This is a genomic window from Streptomyces mutabilis (assembly GCF_046628145.1).
GTDB classification, from domain to species: Bacteria; Actinomycetota; Actinomycetes; order Streptomycetales; family Streptomycetaceae; genus Streptomyces; species Streptomyces mutabilis.
This window is the reverse complement of the sequence record NZ_CP176874.1, coordinates 1,232,138-1,250,435: the sequence shown is the minus strand read 5'-3', so window position 1 is coordinate 1,250,435 and position 18,298 is coordinate 1,232,138. Positions and strand designations below refer to the sequence as shown.

General features: G+C 73.3%; 22 protein-coding genes. 11 read left to right on the top strand and 11 right to left on the bottom strand.

The window, feature by feature from the left end; genetic code table 11:
* Positions 1–34 precede the first annotated feature (34 nt).
* On the top strand, positions 35–718 hold the full coding sequence (gene ung / locus ACLIN4_RS05435) for a uracil-DNA glycosylase (protein WP_100044504.1): 684 nt from the start codon (positions 35–37) through the stop codon (positions 716–718).
* A gap of 122 nt (positions 719–840) precedes the next feature.
* Positions 841–1,407, top strand: coding sequence for a hypothetical protein (locus ACLIN4_RS05430; protein WP_289907812.1), 567 nt, complete (start codon positions 841–843; stop codon positions 1,405–1,407).
* 31 nt (positions 1,408–1,438) lie between these two features.
* On the opposite strand, the gene ACLIN4_RS05425 is transcribed toward ACLIN4_RS05430, so the two are convergent.
* The 3 genes from ACLIN4_RS05425 to ACLIN4_RS05415 form a co-directional block, all read right to left on the bottom strand.
* Positions 1,439–1,936, bottom strand: a complete 498-nt coding sequence (locus ACLIN4_RS05425) for a hypothetical protein (RefSeq protein ID WP_307653143.1) — start codon at positions 1,934–1,936, stop codon at positions 1,439–1,441.
* Between the two features lie 111 nt (positions 1,937–2,047).
* Positions 2,048–2,560, bottom strand: a complete 513-nt coding sequence (locus ACLIN4_RS05420) for a DinB family protein (protein ID WP_100044507.1) — start codon at positions 2,558–2,560, stop codon at positions 2,048–2,050.
* Positions 2,561–2,603: 43 nt separating this feature from the next.
* Positions 2,604–3,212, bottom strand: a complete 609-nt coding sequence (locus tag ACLIN4_RS05415) for a TetR/AcrR family transcriptional regulator (RefSeq protein ID WP_107478427.1) — start codon at positions 3,210–3,212, stop codon at positions 2,604–2,606.
* 99 nt (positions 3,213–3,311) lie between these two features.
* Here ACLIN4_RS05415 and ACLIN4_RS05410 point away from each other — a divergent pair, with 99 nt between their 5' ends.
* Both ACLIN4_RS05410 and ACLIN4_RS05405 read left to right on the top strand, forming a co-directional pair.
* On the top strand, positions 3,312–4,493 hold the full coding sequence (locus ACLIN4_RS05410; RefSeq protein WP_381940007.1) for an FAD-dependent oxidoreductase: 1,182 nt from the start codon (positions 3,312–3,314) through the stop codon (positions 4,491–4,493).
* A gap of 12 nt (positions 4,494–4,505) precedes the next feature.
* A complete protein-coding gene (locus tag ACLIN4_RS05405; RefSeq protein WP_100044510.1) occupies positions 4,506–5,411 on the top strand; it encodes a Gfo/Idh/MocA family protein in 906 nt (301 codons plus the stop codon).
* Here the strand turns inward: ACLIN4_RS05405 and lnt are convergent.
* Positions 5,335–6,909, bottom strand: a complete 1,575-nt coding sequence (lnt, locus tag ACLIN4_RS05400) for an apolipoprotein N-acyltransferase (RefSeq protein WP_107478425.1) — start codon at positions 6,907–6,909, stop codon at positions 5,335–5,337. The genes ACLIN4_RS05405 and lnt overlap by 77 nt on opposite strands.
* A 164-nt stretch (positions 6,910–7,073) precedes the next feature.
* On the opposite strand from lnt, the gene ACLIN4_RS05395 reads away from it, so the two are divergent.
* A complete protein-coding gene (locus tag ACLIN4_RS05395) occupies positions 7,074–7,814 on the top strand; it encodes an SDR family oxidoreductase (protein WP_107478424.1) in 741 nt (246 codons plus the stop codon).
* Between the two features lie 18 nt (positions 7,815–7,832).
* Here ACLIN4_RS05395 and ACLIN4_RS05390 read toward each other — a convergent pair whose 3' ends face one another.
* The 4 genes from ACLIN4_RS05390 to ACLIN4_RS05375 all read right to left on the bottom strand — a co-directional run bounded on the left by ACLIN4_RS05390 (position 7,833) and on the right by ACLIN4_RS05375 (position 10,515).
* Positions 7,833–8,012 (bottom strand): hypothetical protein, encoded by a 180-nt coding sequence (locus tag ACLIN4_RS05390; protein ID WP_073731417.1) that lies wholly within the window; start codon positions 8,010–8,012, stop codon positions 7,833–7,835.
* Positions 8,013–8,075: 63 nt separating this feature from the next.
* Positions 8,076–8,951, bottom strand: a complete 876-nt coding sequence (locus ACLIN4_RS05385) for an undecaprenyl-diphosphate phosphatase (protein WP_100044513.1) — start codon at positions 8,949–8,951, stop codon at positions 8,076–8,078.
* A gap of 193 nt (positions 8,952–9,144) precedes the next feature.
* Positions 9,145–9,924 carry a TVP38/TMEM64 family protein gene (locus ACLIN4_RS05380; RefSeq protein WP_107478423.1) on the bottom strand — a complete coding sequence of 260 codons (780 nt, stop codon included), beginning with the start codon at positions 9,922–9,924 and terminating at the stop codon, positions 9,145–9,147.
* Positions 9,925–10,266: 342 nt separating this feature from the next.
* Positions 10,267–10,515: a hypothetical protein gene (locus ACLIN4_RS05375; protein ID WP_306416651.1), complete on the bottom strand. Its 249-nt coding sequence runs from the start codon at positions 10,513–10,515 to the stop codon at positions 10,267–10,269.
* Between the two features lie 193 nt (positions 10,516–10,708).
* Here ACLIN4_RS05375 and tuf point away from each other — a divergent pair, with 193 nt between their 5' ends.
* Both tuf and ACLIN4_RS05365 read left to right on the top strand, forming a co-directional pair.
* Complete coding sequence (gene tuf, locus ACLIN4_RS05370) at positions 10,709–11,878, top strand: elongation factor Tu (protein ID WP_107478422.1); 1,170 nt, start codon at positions 10,709–10,711, stop codon at positions 11,876–11,878.
* Between the two features lie 25 nt (positions 11,879–11,903).
* Positions 11,904–12,749: a spermidine synthase gene (locus tag ACLIN4_RS05365; protein WP_107478421.1), complete on the top strand. Its 846-nt coding sequence runs from the start codon at positions 11,904–11,906 to the stop codon at positions 12,747–12,749.
* 29 nt (positions 12,750–12,778) lie between these two features.
* On the opposite strand, the gene ACLIN4_RS05360 is transcribed toward ACLIN4_RS05365, so the two are convergent.
* Together ACLIN4_RS05360 and ACLIN4_RS05355 are read right to left on the bottom strand one after the other, a co-directional pair.
* Positions 12,779–13,804 carry a hypothetical protein gene (locus ACLIN4_RS05360; RefSeq protein ID WP_100044516.1) on the bottom strand — a complete coding sequence of 342 codons (1,026 nt, stop codon included), beginning with the start codon at positions 13,802–13,804 and terminating at the stop codon, positions 12,779–12,781.
* Between the two features lie 36 nt (positions 13,805–13,840).
* The gene (locus tag ACLIN4_RS05355; protein WP_107478419.1) at positions 13,841–14,815 is read right to left on the bottom strand and encodes a hypothetical protein; all 975 of its coding nucleotides are present in this window, start codon (positions 14,813–14,815) and stop codon (positions 13,841–13,843) included.
* Between the two features lie 86 nt (positions 14,816–14,901).
* On the opposite strand from ACLIN4_RS05355, the gene ACLIN4_RS05350 reads away from it, so the two are divergent.
* Positions 14,902–15,339 carry a DUF4442 domain-containing protein gene (locus ACLIN4_RS05350; protein ID WP_100044518.1) on the top strand — a complete coding sequence of 146 codons (438 nt, stop codon included), beginning with the start codon at positions 14,902–14,904 and terminating at the stop codon, positions 15,337–15,339.
* A gap of 109 nt (positions 15,340–15,448) precedes the next feature.
* Positions 15,449–16,072: a DedA family protein gene (locus ACLIN4_RS05345; RefSeq protein ID WP_107478429.1), complete on the top strand. Its 624-nt coding sequence runs from the start codon at positions 15,449–15,451 to the stop codon at positions 16,070–16,072.
* Positions 16,073–16,160: 88 nt separating this feature from the next.
* Here the strand turns inward: ACLIN4_RS05345 and ACLIN4_RS05340 are convergent, their stop codons facing one another.
* Positions 16,161–16,697, bottom strand: coding sequence for a gamma carbonic anhydrase family protein (locus ACLIN4_RS05340; protein WP_307653145.1), 537 nt, complete (start codon positions 16,695–16,697; stop codon positions 16,161–16,163).
* A 107-nt stretch (positions 16,698–16,804) separates the two neighbouring features.
* Here ACLIN4_RS05340 and ACLIN4_RS05335 point away from each other — a divergent pair, with 107 nt between their 5' ends.
* Together ACLIN4_RS05335 and ACLIN4_RS05330 are read left to right on the top strand one after the other, a co-directional pair.
* Positions 16,805–17,608, top strand: a complete 804-nt coding sequence (locus ACLIN4_RS05335) for an acyltransferase (RefSeq protein WP_107478428.1) — start codon at positions 16,805–16,807, stop codon at positions 17,606–17,608.
* 114 nt (positions 17,609–17,722) lie between these two features.
* Positions 17,723–18,295, top strand: coding sequence for a helix-turn-helix domain-containing protein (locus ACLIN4_RS05330; protein WP_100044521.1), 573 nt, complete (start codon positions 17,723–17,725; stop codon positions 18,293–18,295).
* Positions 18,296–18,298 lie beyond the last annotated feature (3 nt).

The following is an 18,298-nucleotide window of genomic DNA, read 5'->3' as shown; positions in this document are numbered from 1 at the left end:
ACCGGAAGCGACCGCACAGCGTAAGGAAGTTGACGTGACCGACATCGCCATCCTGCCCGAGTCCTGGCGCGAGGTGCTGGGGGGCGAGCTGCAGCAGCCCTACTTCAAGGAGCTGATGGAGTTCGTCGAGGAGGAGCGGGCGAACGGCCCTGTCTATCCCCCGCGCGAGGAGGTCTTCGCCGCGCTGGAGGCCACGCCCTACGACCGGGTGAAGGTGCTGGTCCTCGGGCAGGACCCGTACCACGGCGAGGGCCAGGGTCACGGGCTGTGCTTCTCGGTCCGGCCGGGCGTGAAGGTCCCGCCGTCCCTGCGGAACATCTACAAGGAGATGCACGCGGAGCTGGGCACCCCGATCCCGGACAACGGCTTTCTGATGCCGTGGGCGGAGCAGGGCGTCCTGCTGCTCAACGCGGTGCTCACGGTCCGGGCCGGCGAGGCGAACTCGCACAAGGGCCGCGGCTGGGAGCTGTTCACCGATGCGGTGATCCGCGCGGTGGCGAACCGGCCCGACCCCGCGGTGTTCGTCCTGTGGGGCAACTACGCGCAGAAGAAGCTGCCACTGATCGACGAGGCCCGGCACGTCGTGGTGAAGGGCGCGCACCCCTCGCCGCTGTCGGCGAAGAAGTTCTTCGGTTCCCGCCCGTTCACGCAGATCAACGAGGCGGTCGCGAAGCAGGGCCACGAGGCGATCGACTGGACCCTGCCGAACCTCGGCTGACCCGTCGGGCGGGCCGGCCGGCCACCGACCGGCCCGCGCGCGTCACGGGCCGCCTGACCGGGATTACCGGTATGTGCCGTTAGCGTCGTCGGGGACAGCCGACGACGGGCACGGAGGACGCGGTGGCCAAGGGACAGGAGCAGGCGGCGCCGGACGCCGTCCTGACGCGGATCGGGCAGGTCGTCATGTTGCACCACGCGGGCGACCGTGAGGAGGCCCGGCATCGGTTCCTGGGCCTGTGGGCGGAGGTCGGGGAGGACGGCGACCCGTTGCACCGCTGCACCCTGGCCCACTACCTGGCCGACACCCAGGACGACCCGGGGGACGAACTGGCCTGGGACCTGCGGGCCTTGTCCGCCGCCGAGGAACTGGCTCAGGGCGGATCCGCAGGCCCGGACGGGGGCGATGGCGAACTCGCCGCGCGGGCCCTCTACCCCTCGCTGCACCTGAACCTGGCCGCCGACTACGACCGGCTCGGGCACCGGGAGGCGGCCCGCCTGCACCTGCGGCGAGCCCGCGGCGCGGCCGGTTCACTGGCCCCCGACCGCTACGGCGAGGGGGTGCGCGCGGCGATCGACCGGCTGGCCCGGCGCCTGGCGGACGCCGGGCCGACCGGCGACGCCGATCCCCCCGCGGACGGCCCCGACCGCCCCGACGGGTGGTGGGGGCCACCACGGCAGCGGCCGTAGCCCGGCCGCGGTCGCGGGGTGCGCCCCGGGCTCAACGCCCGTACGCCTGGTCGCAGATGACCACCTCGGGGCTGCCCGGACGCCATCCGCCGTACTCCTTGCCGAGGGAGCAGACGTCCGCTCTCCCGCCGCCGCCCGTGCCGGGTGACCGCGTGAGGCCGGGAACCTCGGCACGGGGCCGCTCGGGCGCGTGGGTTCGCTTCGGTGCCTCGGGGCGGGCCGACGGCTGTTGTCCGGGGCGGGCCGGGGCGGCCGGCGGCTCGTGCGCCGGCGGGGCCGCCGGGGGCGTCGTGCGGCGCGGCCCGTCGGTCGCGTGGTCGGGGGGGCGGGAGGGACCGATCATCTCCAGTGCCTCACGGGCCGGCGCCTGCACGACCCGTGGTTCGGCCGGACCGTCCGGACGCGGCGCGGACGAGCGGGCTCCGGTCGCGGGCTGGTCGGCCGCGGGCGGGCCCTGAACCGTCGTACAGCCGGTCAGGGCCGCGGCCACGGACACCAGGAGAGCTGCGGTGGTCGTCGTTCGATGCACCGCGCCACTCTGGCGGTTCGGGCCGCCCCCGCGATGCCGGACAGGCGCAGGTTGCCCCGCACGGGTGATCTCCGGCCCCGTACGGAGGCCCGTGGCCGGACCTGGGTGACGTCAGTCGCCGGTGGCGCCGTCGAGGCGTTCGCGGAGCAGGTCCGCGTGCCCGTTGTGGCGCGCGTACTCCTCGATCATGTGGGTGTGGATCCAGCGCAGGGTGTAGCGCTCACCGGTGCGCCGGTGCTTGCCCCGGGTCGGCGCGTCGAGCGGGACGCCGGCCGCGTTGCGCCGGGCCGCCTCGATCTCGGCCTGCCAGGTGGCGTGGACCTCCGCGAAGGTGTCCGACTCGGTCACCCGGAAGTCGCCGTCCGGGTCCTCGTCCGTGTAGAAGAGCGGGTCGGCCTCTTCGTCCGCCAGCACCCTGCGGTACCAGCTGCGCTCCACCTCGGCCATGTGCCGCACCAGCCCCATCAGGGACAACGTGGAGGGTGCGACGGCGGCGGTCCTGAGCTGGGCGTCGGTGAGGCCCTCGCACTTCCACGCGAGGGTCTGCCGGTGGTACTCCAGCCAGCCCTCCAGCATGGTGCGTTCGTCGGATTCGGGGGCGGGTTCGCGGCGATCGGTCGTCATGGCGGCATCCTCGCTCACCCGGTGCCGCGCCCACCAGCGGGTTTCATCCGCCCAGCAGCCCGTCCAGCACCTCGCGCAGCCCGGCCCGCACCTCGGCCTGATCCGGAACCTCGGCGTGGAAGGACCCGGCCACACAGCTGAACATCAGCCCGTCCGCCCAGGCGACCAGCGACAGCACGTGCCGGGCGGGGTGGGCCGAGCCCATGCCGGTGACGAGGGCGTTCAGTTGTTCCCGGAAGCGGGCCCCCGCCGCGTCGAAGTGGGCCCGCAGCTCCGGGCGGCGCGTGGCCTCCAGCGCCAGTTCGTAGCGTGCCAGGGTCAGCTCGCGGTTGAGGGTCAGCGCCCGGTGCGTGGCCAGCGCCAGCGCGTCCACCAGGGCCTCGAGGCCGGCCCGCGGGTCCGGCATCTCGTGCAGCGCCAGCACCCGTGCCTCCCGGTCGGCCAGGCGGCGCACCGCCAGTTCCAGCAGCGCCTGCCGGGTCCGCGCGACGTTGGAGGTGGAGCCCTGGGGGAGTCCGGCCGCCTCGTCGACCGCGCGATGTGTGAGTCCGCGCATTCCGCGCTCGGCGAGCAGGGCGAGAGCGGCGTCGGCGACGAGGTCGGCGCGGGAGGCGCCCGTGGGGGGCACGGGGGATGCGGTGCTTGCGGACATGAAGGCAAACCTACCGTCCTCACTACGGCTGTAGTACAGTCGAGGCGAGGATGCACTACAGGTGTAGTGCCCGTGGCGGGTCGGAGGAGGGACGGAGCCATGACCGGTACCGGACGGGTGGTCGTGATCGGCGGCGGAATCGGGGGTCTGACCGCGGCGGCGGCCCTGCACCAGCGCGGACTGCGCGTCACCGTCCTGGAGCGGGCCCCGTCGCTCCAGCCGATCGGCGCGGCCATCTCCCTGTCGCCCAACGCGCTGCGTGCCCTCGACGTCATCGGGCTCGGCGACGAGATCCGCGGCCTCGCCGCCTGGCAGGGCGACGGGGGACTGCGCACACCGGGCGGACGCTGGCTGTCCCGCTCGGACGCCGAGGCCGCGGCGGCACGCTTCGGCGGTCCGCTGGTGCTGCTGCACCGGGCCACGCTCATCGACCGCCTCGCCGCGCTGCTGCCGGCGGACGCCGTCCGCACCGCCGCCGACGCGCGGCTCGCCGACCCCGGCGACCGCGACCGGCCGGCCAGGGTGCGTACTCCCGAGGGCGAGCTGGAGGCCGATCTGGTCGTCGCGGCCGACGGCATCCACTCCGCGGTGCGCGGCACGCTGTTCCCGTGCCATCCGGGGCCCGTCTACTCCGGCTTCACCACCTGGCGGGTGGTGATCCCGCTCCCCGGCGCCGACTTCGCCTCGCACGAGACCTGGGGCCGTGGCCGCATCTGGGGCACGCACCCGCTCAAGGACGGCCGGGTCTACGCCTACGCCGCCGCCGTCGCACCGGCGGGCGGGCACGCGGCCGACGAGCGGGCGGAACTGCTGCACCGGTACGGCGACTGGCACGACCCCGTCCCCGCCGTCCTCGCCGCCGCCCGCCCCGAGGACGTCCTGCGCCACGACGTGCACCACATCGCCGAGCCGCTGCCCGCCTACCACGGCGGCAGGGTCGCCCTCGTCGGCGACGCCGCGCACGCCATGCCGCCGACCCTCGGCCAGGGCGGGAACCAGGCGATCGAGGACGCGATCGTCCTCGCCCACCACCACGACGACCTGGCCGCCTATACCGCCGCGCGCCTGCCCCGAACGACCGCCGTCGCCCGCCGGGCCGTGAAGGTGGCGCGCCTCAACCTGATGACCGGCCGGGCCGGTGTCGCCGTACGCGACGCCGCGATCGCCGTGCTCTCCAAGGCCGGGCCCGCACTGTTCCTGCGGAGCTTCGACGACATCGCCGACTGGCGGCCCCCGCGGTCACCGTATGCTTCCCGGCAGACCCAGGTCGGCGAGCGTTAGAGGAGCACCCCCGTGAAGGTCGGCGTCATCGGACTCGGCGACATCGCGCAGAAGGCCTACCTGCCGGTGCTCGCCGTCCTGCCCGGGGTCGAACTGCACCTGCACACCCGCACCCCGGCCACGCTCACCCGGGTCGGCGGGAAACTGCGCGTCCCGCCGGCACAGCTCCACGCCGACCTCGACGCGCTCCTCGCCGCGGGCCTCGACGCCGCCTTCGTGCACGCCCCGACGGCCGTCCACCCGCAGATCGTGACCCGGCTGCTCGAAGCCGGCGTCCCGACCTACGTCGACAAGCCGCTGGCCTACGAACTGGCCGACTCCGAGCGCCTGGTGGCCCTCGCCGAGCAGCGGGACACCAGCCTCGCCGTCGGCTTCAACCGGCGCCACGCACCCGGATACGCGCAGTGCGCCGAGCACCCGCGCGAGCTGATCCTCATGCAGAAGAACCGCACCGGGCTGCCCGAGGATCCGCGCACCATGATCCTCGACGACTTCATCCACGTCGTCGACACGCTCCGCTTCCTGGTGCCGGGCCCGGTCGACGACGTCACCGTGCGCGCCCGCGTCCAAGACGGCCTGCTCCACCACGTCGTCCTCCAGCTCGCCGGGGACGGTTTCACCGCCCTCGGCGTCATGAACCGGCTCAGCGGCTCGGCGGAGGAGATCCTCGAGGTCTCCGGCCAGGACACCAAACGCCAGGTGGTCAACCTCGCCGAGGTGATCGACCACAAGGGCCAGCCGACCGTGCGGCGGCGCGGCGACTGGGTCCCGGTGGCCCGCCAGCGCGGCATCGAACAGGCGGTGCTCGCCTTCCTCGACGCCGTGCGCGCGGGCAAGGTGCTCAGTGCCCGGGACGCGCTGGAGACCCATGAGCTGTGCGAGCGGGTGGTGCGGGCGGTGGCGGAGCGTTCCGCCTGAGCCGCACCGTCCGCACCCCCTCACCGATCCCCCAGGCCGCCAGGATCAGCAGCGACGCGTGCAGGGTCCAGTCGCCGAAGCGGACGTACGGGGTGGTGCCGTGCGTGAGCGGGATCTCGTACACCCGCGACTCGCTCGCGTCCGTGCCGAGCCACGACCCGATCCGCGCGCCGTTCGCGTCGTAGACCGCCGAGACGCCGGTGAGCGTGGAGTGGACCATCGGCCGGCCGGTCTCGGCGGCGCGCAGCGCGGCGAGCGAGGCGTGCTGCTCCGGCGCCCAGGTGTGCTGGAAGGTCGACGTCGACGACTGGGCGAGCAGCACCTCGGCACCGTCGGCGGCGAGCCGGCGGCTCATGTCGGGGAACGCGCTCTCGAAGCACACCATCGGCCCGACCCGCAGCCCGTCCGCGACGTCCATCACCACCTGTTCGCTGCCCCGCCTGCGGTCCTCGCCCGCCGCCTCGCCCACGGACGTGGCCCAGCCCAGCAGGGAACGCGCCGGGACGTACTCGCCGAAGGGGACGAGCCGCATCTTGTCGTACCGGTCGCCGGTGGGGCCGTCGGGACCGACGAGCACCGAGCTCTTGTAGATGCCGGGCTTGTCCGAGCGCCGTGCGTCCACGTTGACCAGGATGTCCGCGCCGGTCTCCCGCGACAGCGCCGCGAGCCGGCCGGCCAGGTCGGGCCGGTCGTCCAGGTCGAAGCCGACGCTGCTCTCGCCCCAGACGATCAGGTCCAGGTCCCGGTCGGCGAGCCGGCGGGTCAGCTGCTCCTCGCGGTCGAAGCGCCGCTCGGCACTGTCCGCGCCGGCGACGACACCCGGCTGCACCAAGCCGATCGCCACCCGCTCACCGGCGTCGGGGCGCGGGGACCACACCCAGGCGGCGGAGGTGGCGGCGGCGGTGGCCAGGAGCCCCACGAGGGCGGGCACCCGGGCCCGGCGAACGGCGACGAGCACCGCTACGGCGACGTTGACGCCCACGACCAGGAAGCTCAGCAGCCAGACCCCGCCCACCGAGGCGAGGCGCAGCGCCGGCGCCACCTGCCACTGACTCGCGCCGAGCACGCCCCAGGGGCCGCCGAGCCCCTCCCAGGAGCGGACCAGTTCCACCGCCAGCCAGCCCGACGGCACCACCGCGAGCGCCGCCGCCACCCGGCCGGCCGAGGGCGCCCCGCCGAGCATCCGGCGCACCAGCCAGCCCCACGGCGCCCACAGCGCACCGAGCAGCGCGGCGATGACGAACGTGAACACGTGCAGGTTGGGCAGCAGCCAGTGGTGCATGGCCAGCATGAATCCGAAGCCGCCGCACCACCCGTCGTAAGCCGCGCGCTTCCCGCCCGGCGCGGTCCGGGCCAGCAGCAGCCAGGGCACCAGCGCGACCCAGGCCCACCACCACAGGGCCGGCCCCGGAAAGGCGAGCACGGGCAGCGCTCCGGCGAGGACGGCGGCGGCCGAGCGGCGCCACGGGGAGGTGAACCAGTGACCGAGCGTCTTCATGGGCGCCTCCCTACCCCGTGGTCTCTTCAGTGTGCGCTCTCGACGAGGGCGGATTCAGTTGATCACATCGGGTGGTCACCGCTCGGTGCGGCGGGACCTCGCCTAGGATGATCGATGATCGATCAAACCCGTTCCTCGTGCCGCGCTCTCGCTGGAGGTAGCTCATGACTCGTCCCATCACGGTGGTCACCGGTGGCAGCCGGGGTATCGGCGCCGCGACCTGTCTGCGGCTGGCGGCGGACGGACACGACGTCGTCGTGGGCTACGTACGGGACTCCCGGGCCGCGGAGACGGTCGTGTCGGGAGTGCGCGAGGCGGGCGGCCGTGGTCTCGCGGTGCGGGTGGACACCTCGGTCGAGGCCGACGTCGAGCGGCTCTTCGAGGTCGCGGAGGAACAGCTCGGTCCGGTGACGGGGCTGGTGAACAACGCGGCGGTGACCGGTCCGCTCGGGCGGCTCGCCGACAGCGACACCGCGACCCTGCGCCGGGTCCTCGACGTCAACCTGCTGGGCGTGCTGCTGTGCGCCCGGCGCGCCGCGCAGCTGATGACCCCGCGGGGCGCCGGAGTGATCGTGAACGTGTCGTCGGGCGCCGCGACCATCGGCAGCCCGGGGGAGTACGTCCACTACGCCGCGACCAAGGCGGGCGTCGACGCCCTCACCCTGGGCCTGGCCAAGGAGCTCGGCCCGGACGGGATCCGTGTCAACGCCGTCGCCCCCGGGGTCACCGACACCGAGATGCACGCGGCCATGGGCGACCCGGAACGCGCCCGGCGGATGGGCGCGGCCGTCCCGATGGGCCGCCCAGGCCGGGCCGAGGAGATCGCCGCGGCGATCGCCTGGCTGATGTCGCCGGACGCCTCCTACACGACCGGGACCGTACTGCGCGTGGCCGGCGGACGCTGATCCCCGGCCCACGGCCGCTCAGGCCGCCTCGATGACCTCGCCGCGGATCGCGGTGGCCCACTCGACCACCAGCAGCTCGTACTCCACACGCTCCTGCGCCGACAGGGTCCCGCCCGCTCGCCGCCACAGGGCACGGATCTGATCGTTCAGCTCCGCCGCGGACCGCACGGAACCAGGAGTCACGGAATCGGGGGACATGCGGACAAGCCTAGGGGCAAGCACTGACAGTGCGCTACCGGACGGCTACACAGGCGATCCGGTTCAGTGCGCCGACTCCGCGGCGTGCGGGCTCAGGACGCCCGCGAAGACCAGGACGATGATGACGACGCCCAGCGCGATGCGGTACCAGACGAACGGCATGAAGCTCTTGGTCGAGATGAACTTCATGAACCACGCGATCACCGCGTACCCGGTGGCGAAGGCGATGACCGTCGCGAAGAGCGTCGGACCCCAGGAGACGTGGTCGCTCTCCATCGCGTCGCTGAGCTCGAACAGACCGGACGCCAGCACCGCCGGGATGGCGAGCAGGAACGAGTACCGGGCCGCCGCCTCGCGCCGGTAGCCCATGAAGAGGCCGCCGCTGATGGTCGCCCCGGAGCGGGAGACGCCGGGGATGAGGGCCATGGCCTGGCAGAGGCCGTAGATCAGACCGTCCCGGACGGTCAGGTCCGTCAGTTCCTTGCGCTGCTGCGGCGCGCGGTGCCGGCCGCCCTTCTCGTCCCGCGCGGCCATGCGGTCCGCGACGCCGATGATCACGCCGACGACGATCAGCATGGTCGCCGTGATCCGCAGGTCGCGGAACGGCCCCTCGATCTGGTCCTTCAGCGTGAGCCCCAGCACACCGATCGGGATGGAGCCGACGATCACCAGCCAGCCCATGCGGGCGTCGGGGTCGTGGCGCATCTCCTTGTCGGTCAGCGACCGGGTCCAGGCGGCGAGGATCCGCCCGATGTCCTTGCGGAAGTAGATGAGCACCGCGGCCTCGGTGCCGATCTGCGTGATCGCGGTGAACGCCGCGCCCGGGTCGTGCCAGCCGGAGAACGCCGCGGTCAGGCGCAGGTGCGCGCTGGAGGACACGGGAAGGAACTCGGTCAGCCCCTGGACGAGTCCGAGGATGAGTGATTCGAACCAAGACATGAAGTTACGGAGTCCAAGTGCCGGGCGAAAACGGGCATGGGCACACCGAACCGGCGTGCGGTGATCAGGATCAGGCGTGTCGAGGGGCAGCGTAGCGCCCCAAAGTGAAGATCAGCCCACAGGGGTGGAAGCCCTCCCGGCAGGCTCCCGGGCCCGTCGACCGCGCCCCGCGACCGCCTCGCGCGACGCTCCGTCAGTGCCCCCGCAGCCGGTGCCGCTTGCGCCAGGCCACCACCGCGCCCGCCAGCCCGGGCAGCGCGATGCAGGCCAGCGCGATCAGGAAGGCCGGCGAAGTCGGGGTCGAGGCACGGGCGCCGGCCACGACGTAGGCGGCGGTGTTGGGAATCGAACCGAGCGCCGTCGCCAGCAGGAAGGGCAGCAGCCCCATGCGGGAGACGGCCGCGCAGTAGTTGGCGGCGGCGAACGGCACTCCGGGGAACAGCCGTGCCGCCAGCATCGAGCGGAAACCGTGCCGGCTGAGCTGCCCGTCCGCCGCCTTCAGCCACTTGCCCCGCAGCAGCGGACGCAGCGCGTCCTGGCCCAGCATCCGGCCCAGGCAGAAGGCGATCCCCGCGCCGAGCACCGTCCCCGCCAGCGCCGAGGCGAGGCCCAGCTGGGAGCCGAACAGGGCGCCGGCGGCCAGGTTCAGCAGCGGACGCGGCACGAACGCGACGGTGCACACGCCGTACGCCACCGCGTACGCGACGGCCGCCGCGACCCCGCCGAGCTGCGGAGGCCAGCCGTCGGTCAGCAACTGCTGCGGCTGGAACAGCAGGACCGCCGTGGCGGCGGAGGCCAGCAGCAGGACGAGCAGGGAGAGCCGGGACCACGGAGAGAGCAGGACTCTCGTCACGCGCGCGGCGAAACCGGCCGGTGGGACCGGCCCGCCCGCCGTGGCGACGGCGAGCTCGGCTGCGGCGGACCGGGGAGAGACCGTGGCGGTGCCCCCAGAGCGGGTGGTGGCATCGAACATCCGGTGACACTAACCGACAAATGTGTGTGATCGCCGTACGGTGCGTCTCATGAGCGTCACAGCCGAGGAAATTCCGGAGGTGCCGCACAGCCCTTGAGCCGACACCGCAGGGGAGCGGCTGTCCGCCGTGCACGCCGCCGCGGCCGATCCCGAACGCGCCGCGAGCACGCGGGCGTACATGAGGGACGTCGCTCCCTTCCTGGGCCTGACCACGCCCGTTCGCCGCGCACTGTCCCGCACCGTCCTGGAAGGCGCACCGTGGTCGGCGGAGCCGGACCGGCGTTCCGCTGCCGGCGGCTGTCCGAGCGGGGGCCCGTACACCGCTGTCGATCTCCTGCGCCGTCATGTGACGCATTGCTCCTCCGGATCCCCGTCCGTGGCCCGGCATCCGCGCTCCACCACCTGTGCCGCGAGGAACGCACCGACACCGACCGGCTCTTCGGCGGCTGCCTGCGCCGGTGCGGCCGCGGCGACTTCTTCGTCGCGTGCGGGAGGCGCCGCGGGACACCGGCCGTGCGGTGACGGCCCGGACCACCCCGCCCGCAAAAACCGTTCGACCCCGGACCCGGCGTCGGCGATGATCGGCGTCATGTTCCGGCACGCCTTCCACCTCGCAGCATCCGCGGTCGCGGATGCCCCGAAGGCTGCCGTCATCCACTTCCCGGCAGCCGTCGACGGCGCCCGAAGCTGACCCTCCCCGGATCGTCCGGCGGACCCCGCAGGGGGAGGGTCGGCCAGTCCCCCCTGGGGTCCCACCACCGCCACGAGGCTTCGAGGAACCGCCATGTCCAAGACGGCGTACGTCCGCACCAAACCGCACCTGAACATCGGCACGATGGGTCACGTCGACCACGGCAAGACCACCCTGACCGCCGCCATCACCAAGGTCCTCGCCGAGCGCGGCGCCGGCACCTTCGTGCCGTTCGACCGCATCGACCGCGCCCCCGAGGAGGCGGCGCGCGGCATCACCATCAACATCGCGCACGTCGAGTACGAGACCGACACCCGGCACTACGCCCACGTCGACATGCCGGGCCACGCCGACTACGTCAAGAACATGGTCACCGGCGCCGCCCAGCTCGACGGGGCGATCCTGGTGGTCTCCGCGCTGGACGGGATCATGCCGCAGACCGCCGAACACGTCCTGCTGGCCCGGCAGGTGGGCGTCGACCACATCGTGGTCGCGCTCAACAAGGCCGACGCCGGCGACGAGGAGCTCACCGACCTCGTGGAGCTGGAGGTGCGCGAGCTGCTCACCGCGCACGGTTACGGCGGCGACGCCGTGCCCGTCGTACGGGTCTCGGGACTGAAGGCCCTGGAGGGCGACCCCCGGTGGACGGCCTCCGTGGAGGCGCTGCTCGACGCCGTGGACACGTACGTGCCCATGCCCGAGCGGTACCTGGACGCGCCGTTCCTGCTGCCGGTGGAGAACGTGCTCACCATCACCGGCCGCGGCACGGTCGTCACCGGCGCCGTCGAGCGCGGCACCGTCCGCGTCGGCGACCGGGTCGAGGTGCTGGGCGCGTCGGTCGAGACGGTCGTCACCGGCCTGGAGACCTTCGGCAAGCCGATGCAGGAGGCGCAGGCCGGGGACAACGTGGCGCTCCTGCTGCGCGGCGTCGCCCGCGACACGGTGCGCCGGGGGCACGTGGTCGCCGCGCCCGGCAGTGTCGTCCCGGCACGGCGCTTCCGGGCCCAGGTGTACGTGCTGTCGGCGCGCGAGGGCGGGCGTTCGACGCCGGTCGCCACCGGGTACCGGCCGCAGTTCTACATCCGGACCGCCGACGTGGTCGGGAACGTGGACCTCGGCGAGGCCGGCGTCGCCCGGCCCGGGGAGACGGTCACGATGACGGTCGAGCTGGGGCGGGACGTGCCGCTCGAGACGGGACTCGGGTTCGCCGTCCGCGAGGGCGGCCGGACCGTGGGGGCGGGGACCGTGACCGCCGTCGGCTGAGGCCGGTCCTTGACACAATGGGCGGGTGAACGAAGCCATACCCGTCATGCGTGTCACCGACCACGGCACCGCCAAGCTCATGCCCGACGTCGACCGGGAACGGGCCTGGCTGCTCACCGTCGACGGGGCTCCGCAGTCCTACGTCGACCTGGACGAGCCGGCGCACCTGGAGTTCGAGTACACGCGCCGGCTCGGCCACGTCCTGGACACGGTCGCCGAGCCGGGGCGTGCGCTGGACGTGCTGCACCTGGGCGGGGGCGCGTTCACCCTGCCCCGGTACCTGGCCGCGACCCGGCCCGGATCCCGGCAGGACGTCGTGGAGGCCGACCGGGGGCTGCTGGATCTGGTCGCCGAGCACCTGCCGCTGCCGGACGGCTCGGGCATCACCGCGCACGGCGCCGATGCCCGGGCCTGGCTGGAGGCCGCCCCCGGGGACTCGGCCGACGTCCTGGTCGCCGACGTCTTCGGGGGCTCGCGGGTGCCCGCGCACCTGACCTCCGTCGGCTACGCCCGCCAGGCGGCACGGGTGCTGCGCGCCGACGGCGTGTACGTGGCCAACCTGGCCGACGGGGCGCCGTTCGGCTTCCTGCGGAGCCAACTGGCCACGTACGCCGCGTTCTTCGCGGAGTCGGCGATCATCGCCGAACCGGCGGTGCTGCGCGGGCGCCGGTTCGGCAACGTCGTCCTCGTCGCCGCGCAGCGGCCCCTCGACACGGCCGCGCTGGCCCGGCGTACCGCCGCCGACGCCTTCCCGGCCAGGGTCGAGCACGGGCCCGCGCTGCGGGACTTCACCGGCGACGCGCGACCGGTGGGGGACCAGGAGGCCGTGCCGTCGCCCGTGCCTCCCGCGGGGGCGTTCGGCATCGGCTGAGCGCCGGGACGGCGTCGCGCGTCGGGTCCCTACGATTCGGTCGGCGGTTCCTCGGTGAGGCGGACGGTGCTCAGGATCTTCTGGATCGTGGCCTCCGGCAGCTCCTCGTCGACGCCCTTGGCGCCGTACAGGTTCCAGGTGACGAAGTCGCCCGCGCCGTTCTTGAAGGCGAAGGTGATCGCCTTGCCCTCGGTGTCGCACTTGCCCTTCTGGGGCGTGCCCTGGGAGTACGCCGAGATGACGCTGCCCGCGAGGCCGGAGGCGGTGGTGTACGCCTTCGGCTTGCCGTACTTGACGCTCTTCTTGTCCGGCTGGGTGTAACCGCCGAAGATCCACCACGGCACTCGCGTCTCGGCCGCCATGTCCGCGTCCTTGGCGCCGTTCTCGCCGCGGGTACCGGCGGTGGCGAGGGCGGTGCTCTCCTTGCGGCCGTCCTTGTTCTCGTCGGTCGTGCACCACTCGGACTTGAGGTACGCCGGCGCGGTGACGGTGGTCCGGTCGGTCTTGCCGTCCTCTTCCCACTCGAAGCCGACGCTGGTGTCGGTGCTGTCGAGCTCCCAGTCGGCGGGCACGTCGAACATGGTGCCGAAGCGCGGGTTGGCGACGACCTGCCAGCCGTCGATGGTCGCCTTCAGCTCGCCGCCGCCGCGCGGGTTGTCCCCGGAGCCGGAAGCGCTCGGATCCGCCGACGGGGATTCCGACTTGCCGGCGGTCGCGGTGGGCGAGGGCTTCTTGTCCTTGCCGTCGTCGGCCTGGTCGTCCTTGTCACCGCCCAGCACCAGGAAGCCGGTGACTCCGGCGGCCACCACGACCGCGAGCGCCGCGACGATCGCGACCAGCTTCGTCCGGTTGCCACCACCGCCACCACCGCCGCCGGTGGCCGGCAGCGGAGCGGTGACGGGCTGCGGCGTGCTCCACTGCTGCTGCCCGTACGCGCCGGGCTGCTGCTGGTAGCCGGGCTGCTGATACGGATTCGGCTGCTGGTACCCCGGCTGCTGGTACGGATTGTTCTGCGGGTTCTGCTCGCCCCCGGGCGGCTGCTGTCCTGGCCACATGAGCAGTCACCCTAATGCCGCCCAGACACGATTCGGTCACTGCCCTTTGTCAGGGACGTACCGAACCGTGGCGAGGATCTTCCGGACGGTGCCGTCCGGCACCTCGTCCTCCACGTCCGCGGCGCCGTAGAACGACCAGGAGACGAGATCGCCGTCGGCGGTCTCGAAGGCGAACGTCGTCGCCTTGCCGTCCACGTCGCACTTGTCCGTCTTCTCGACCCCGGACGACCGGGAGGTGGCGACGCTGCCCGCGATGCCGGACGTCGTGGTGAACGAGGTCACCGGTCCCGTCGTCACCTTGTCGCGCGCCGGCTGGGCGAAGGCCCCGTACACCCAGGCCGCCGAGTCCTCGCGGGCGATCTCCTCGGTGCCGCGCGCACCGTCGTCGCCGCGGGTGCCCGCGCTCGCCAGGGGGGTGTGGTCGACCCGGCCGTCCCGGTCGCTGTCCGCCGCGCACCACTTCTCCTGGAGGACGGCCGGGGCCTTCATGGCGACCAGGGGCGTGTCCTCGGGGTCGTCGTTCTCCGACACATAGGTGACCCAGGTGGGTGCCTGCGGCGCCCAGGAGGCCGGTACGTCGAAGGCGATGCCCAGGTCGGGGTTGGTGACGACCTGCCAGCCCGCGACGGTCGGCCGTGGCCCGTCCGCCCCGTTCGCCGGGTCGTCGACGGCGGACGCGGACGGCGAGGAGGCGGTGGGGCCGGGTTCGGCCCGGTCCTCCCCGCCGACCAGGAGGACCGTCCCGGTGACGGCGGCGACCACGACGACCGCGGCGGCCACGATCGCCACCGTCTTCGTACGGCCGCCGCCCGATCGCCCGCCGGACGGCGGTCCGCCCGTGAACGCGGGGGTCTGCCACGGAGCGGCGGGCTGCTGCCCGGGGTGCGGGGCCGCTCCGGCGTACGGGTTCGGGCCGCCGTGGGGCTGGTGCGCCTGGTGGCCGGACTGCCGGTAGGGGCCGGGCTGCTGGGGGTCGGGTCCGCCGGCGGGCGGCTGCTGTCCTGGCCACATGATCGGCAAGCATACGGCGATCGCTCCGCAAGCCTGGCCCTCGGATGCTACTCGCGGGTAACCTGCCGTCCATGAGCGCAGACCAGATGTCGATAGGCGAGTTGCTCGCCGCCACGGTGCCGATGGTCCGGACCCTGAACCTCGAGTACCTGGAGACCACCCCGGAGAAGGCCGTACTGGCCCTCCCGGACCAGAGCGAGTACCGCAACCACGTCGGCGGACCGCACGCCGGAGCCATGTTCACGCTGGGCGAGTCGGCCAGCGGCGCGATCGTGCTGGCCGCCTTCGGCGACCAGCTCTCCCGGGCGGTACCGCTGCCGGTCACCGCGGAGATCGCCTTCAAGAAGATCGCGCTCGGCCCGGTCACGGCCACCGCGACGCTCGGCCGTCCCGCCGCCGAGGTCGTGGCGGAACTGGACGCGGGAAGCCGCCCAGAGTTCCCGGTCACCGTCGCCATCCAGCGGGAGGACGGCGCCGTCACCGGTGAGATGACCGTCACCTGGACCCTGCGTCCCAACGGCTGACGCCCCGCGAACCGGTAGGCTTCCCGGGTCGCCTCGGTCGAGGCGACCCGGGAAGCGGCGAGGCCCACCCGGAACCCATCAGCGGGGGCGCGAACCGGAGGGTGTGGCGTTGCACGTCCAGGAGTGGCTCGACACGGTGCCGGCGGTGGCCGTGTACGCCGTCGTGAGTCTCGTCATCGGTCTGGAGAGCCTGGGCATCCCGTTGCCGGGCGAGATCATCCTGGTCTCGGCGGCCCTGCTGTCCTCCCAGCACGGCGGCATCGACCCGCTCCTCCTCGGCGCCTGCGCCAGTGCCGGCGCGGTGGTCGGCGACTCCATCGGGTACGCCATCGGCCGCAAGGGCGGCCGGCCGTTGCTGGCCCGGCTGGGCAGGAAGTTCCCCAAGCACTTCAGCGAGGGGCACATCGCCACCGCCGAACGGTCCTTCCAGAAGTGGGGCATGTGGGCCGTCTTCTTCGGCCGCTTCGTCGCCCTGCTGCGCATCTTCGCGGGGCCGCTCGCCGGTGTGCTGCGGATGCCGTACTGGAAGTTCCTGATCGCCAACGTCCTCGGCGGCATCGTCTGGGCGGGCGGCACCACCGCCGTCATCTACTACGTCGGCGTCGTCGCCGAGTCCTGGCTGAAGCGCTTCTCGTGGCTGGGCCTGGTGCTGGCGGTCGTCATCGGCGTGACCTCGATGCTCGTCCTGAAGCGCAAGGCGGGCAAGGCCCAGCCGGTGACCGCCGGGGAGTGAGGCGGCCCGAAGGGGGCGCGGAGGCTGTGCCGATCTGCGGCTGCGCCGCGCGGGCGCGGGCGGCCACAGGCAACCCGCGGGCGGCGTCCTACCGACCGCCTCCCACCGCTCCCCGGTGCTCCACAGCCAGCGCCGCGTACATCGTGCCGTTCAGCGTGACCCCCTGACGCTCCTCCTCCGTCAGCTCCCGCTTCACCTTCGCGGGCACCCCCGCGACCAGCGAGCCCGGCGGCACCCGCATCCCCTGCGGGACCAGCGCCTGCGCCGCGACCAGCGAGCCCGCGCCGATCACCGCGCCGTTCAGGACCGTGGCGCCCATGCCGATCAGGCAGTCGTCCTCGACCGTCGCGCCGTGCACCACGGCGTTGTGCCCGATGGAGACCCGCTCGCCGACGGTGACGGGGAAGCCCGGGTCGGCGTGGAGCGTGCAGTTGTCCTGGACGTTGCTGTCCGCGCCGACGGAGATCCGCTCGACGTCGCCGCGCAGCACCGCCCCGTACCAGACGCTCGCGCCGGCCTGCAGCGTCACATCCCCGATGACCGAGGACGTCGGCGCCACGAAGGCCTCCGTGTCCACCTTCGGGTCCTTGCCGCCGATGCCCGTGATCAGCGCCTGCTGCGTCATCTTCGCCTCCTGCTCGGGTGATGTACGGCACCGTACGCCACCCGGTGGGGTGAAGATCACAGGCCTCGGCAGTCATGGCCGTACCGCACGCCGACTACCGTGAGCGGGTGCCGAAGCGCAAGAACACGTTCTCGTCCTGGACCGGCCGGCTCGCGCAGCGGGCCGTCCACGCGGGCTGGGCCTGGGTGCAGCGCACCGGCTCGGTCACCGCCGCCCGCCCCGGACGCTTCCGCTTCGGCGCGCTGGGCACGGGCACCCGGCTCGCCTTCCCCCTCGGCACGGTCTTCGGCGAGCCCTGGATCCACGTCGGCGCCCACTGCATCATCGGCGAGCAGGTCACCCTGACCGCCGGCCTCATGCCTGACCTCGACCTCGGCCCCGAACCGATCCTGCGCATCGGCGACGGCGTCGTCCTGGGCCGCGGCAGCCACGTCATCGCGGACACCGCGGTCACCATCGGCAGCGACTGCTACTTCGGCCCGTACGTCTACGTCACCTCCACCAACCACTCCTACGACGACCCGCACCAGCCCATCGGCAAGCAATGGCCCCGGATGGACCCGGTGGAGATCGGCCCCGGCTGCTGGATCGGCACCGGCGCGGTGATCCTGCCCGGCGCGCGCGTCGGCCGGAACGTGGTGGTGGCCGCCGGCGCCGTGGTCCGGGGCACGGTCCCCGACCACGCCGTGGTGGCGGGCGCCCCCGCCCGCGTCGTACGGCGCTGGACGCCCGACGACGGCTGGCAGCCGCCACTGCGGACCCCGGCCCCCGTGCCGATCCCGGACGGAATCACGCCGGGACAGCTGAGGGCGCTGTCGGCGCTGGACGACGAGGCGGTGGCCCGGCTCGCCGAGCTGGACGACCGGTCGGCGACGGTGGGGAAGCCGGCGGAACCGGCGGGCGAGGGCTGAACGTCGGGCGCCTCGCAGTACAGTTCGGTGAACGTTCGGGTGCGGCCCGGCCGACGGTGGTCCGGGGCACGGCACCGCGTCGTCCGAACCAGTGAACCAACGCATGGACGGAATGTGGCGGACCTCGACCTGCTGACCCAGTCCCTGGCGCGCAACGTCAGGCGCTGGCGCTCCGAGCGCGGCTTCACCCTGGAGGCGCTCGCCGCGCGGGCCGGTGTCAGCCGCGGCATGCTCATCCAGATCGAGCAGGCCCGCACCAACCCCAGCCTCGGCACGGTCGTGAAGATCGGCGACGCGCTCGGCGTCAGCATCACCACCCTCCTCGACTACGAGCAGGGGCCCACGGTCCGCGTCGTCCCCGCCGAGCAGGCGGTACGGCTCTGGCACACGGACGCCGGCAGTTTCAGCCGGCTGCTCGCCGGGGTGGAGGCGCCCGGGCCGCTGGAGATGTGGGAGTGGCGGCTGATGCCGGGCGAGAGCAGCCCGTCCGACCCGCACCCCACCGGCACGGTCGAGCTGGTGCACGTCACCGCCGGGGAACTCATGCTCACCGTCGACGGTGTGGCGCACCGCGTCCCAGCGGGCGCGAGCGCCTCCTTCGAGTCCGACACCCCTCACACCTACGGCAACGAGGGCGACGCACCGATGGAAATGATCATGGCGGTCTCGGTGCCGCCCGTCCGCTGAGAC

Excerpts from the sequence above, each read along its gene's own strand:
- ACLIN4_RS05390 (WP_073731417.1), bottom strand. The coding sequence starts at position 8,012 with ATGTCCCCCGATTCCGTGACTCCTGGTTCCGTGCGGTCCGCGGCGGAG.
- ACLIN4_RS05340 (WP_307653145.1), bottom strand. The coding sequence starts at position 16,697 with ATGACGCAGCAGGCGCTGATCACGGGCATCGGCGGCAAGGACCCGAAG.
- ACLIN4_RS05395 (WP_107478424.1), top strand. The coding sequence starts at position 7,074 with ATGACTCGTCCCATCACGGTGGTCACCGGTGGCAGCCGGGGTATCGGC.
- ACLIN4_RS05355 (WP_107478419.1), bottom strand. The coding sequence starts at position 14,815 with ATGTGGCCAGGACAGCAGCCGCCCGCCGGCGGACCCGACCCCCAGCAG.
- ACLIN4_RS05420 (WP_100044507.1), bottom strand. The coding sequence starts at position 2,560 with ATGACGACCGATCGCCGCGAACCCGCCCCCGAATCCGACGAACGCACC.
- ACLIN4_RS05385 (WP_100044513.1), bottom strand. The coding sequence starts at position 8,951 with ATGTCTTGGTTCGAATCACTCATCCTCGGACTCGTCCAGGGGCTGACC.
- ACLIN4_RS05415 (WP_107478427.1), bottom strand. The coding sequence starts at position 3,212 with ATGTCCGCAAGCACCGCATCCCCCGTGCCCCCCACGGGCGCCTCCCGC.
- ACLIN4_RS05350 (WP_100044518.1), top strand. The coding sequence starts at position 14,902 with ATGTCGATAGGCGAGTTGCTCGCCGCCACGGTGCCGATGGTCCGGACC.
- tuf (WP_107478422.1), top strand. The coding sequence starts at position 10,709 with ATGTCCAAGACGGCGTACGTCCGCACCAAACCGCACCTGAACATCGGC.
- ACLIN4_RS05375 (WP_306416651.1), bottom strand. The coding sequence starts at position 10,515 with ATGACGCCGATCATCGCCGACGCCGGGTCCGGGGTCGAACGGTTTTTG.
- lnt (WP_107478425.1), bottom strand. The coding sequence starts at position 6,909 with ATGAAGACGCTCGGTCACTGGTTCACCTCCCCGTGGCGCCGCTCGGCC.
- ACLIN4_RS05360 (WP_100044516.1), bottom strand. The coding sequence starts at position 13,804 with ATGTGGCCAGGACAGCAGCCGCCCGGGGGCGAGCAGAACCCGCAGAAC.
- ACLIN4_RS05410 (WP_381940007.1), top strand. The coding sequence starts at position 3,312 with ATGACCGGTACCGGACGGGTGGTCGTGATCGGCGGCGGAATCGGGGGT.
- ACLIN4_RS05380 (WP_107478423.1), bottom strand. The coding sequence starts at position 9,924 with ATGTTCGATGCCACCACCCGCTCTGGGGGCACCGCCACGGTCTCTCCC.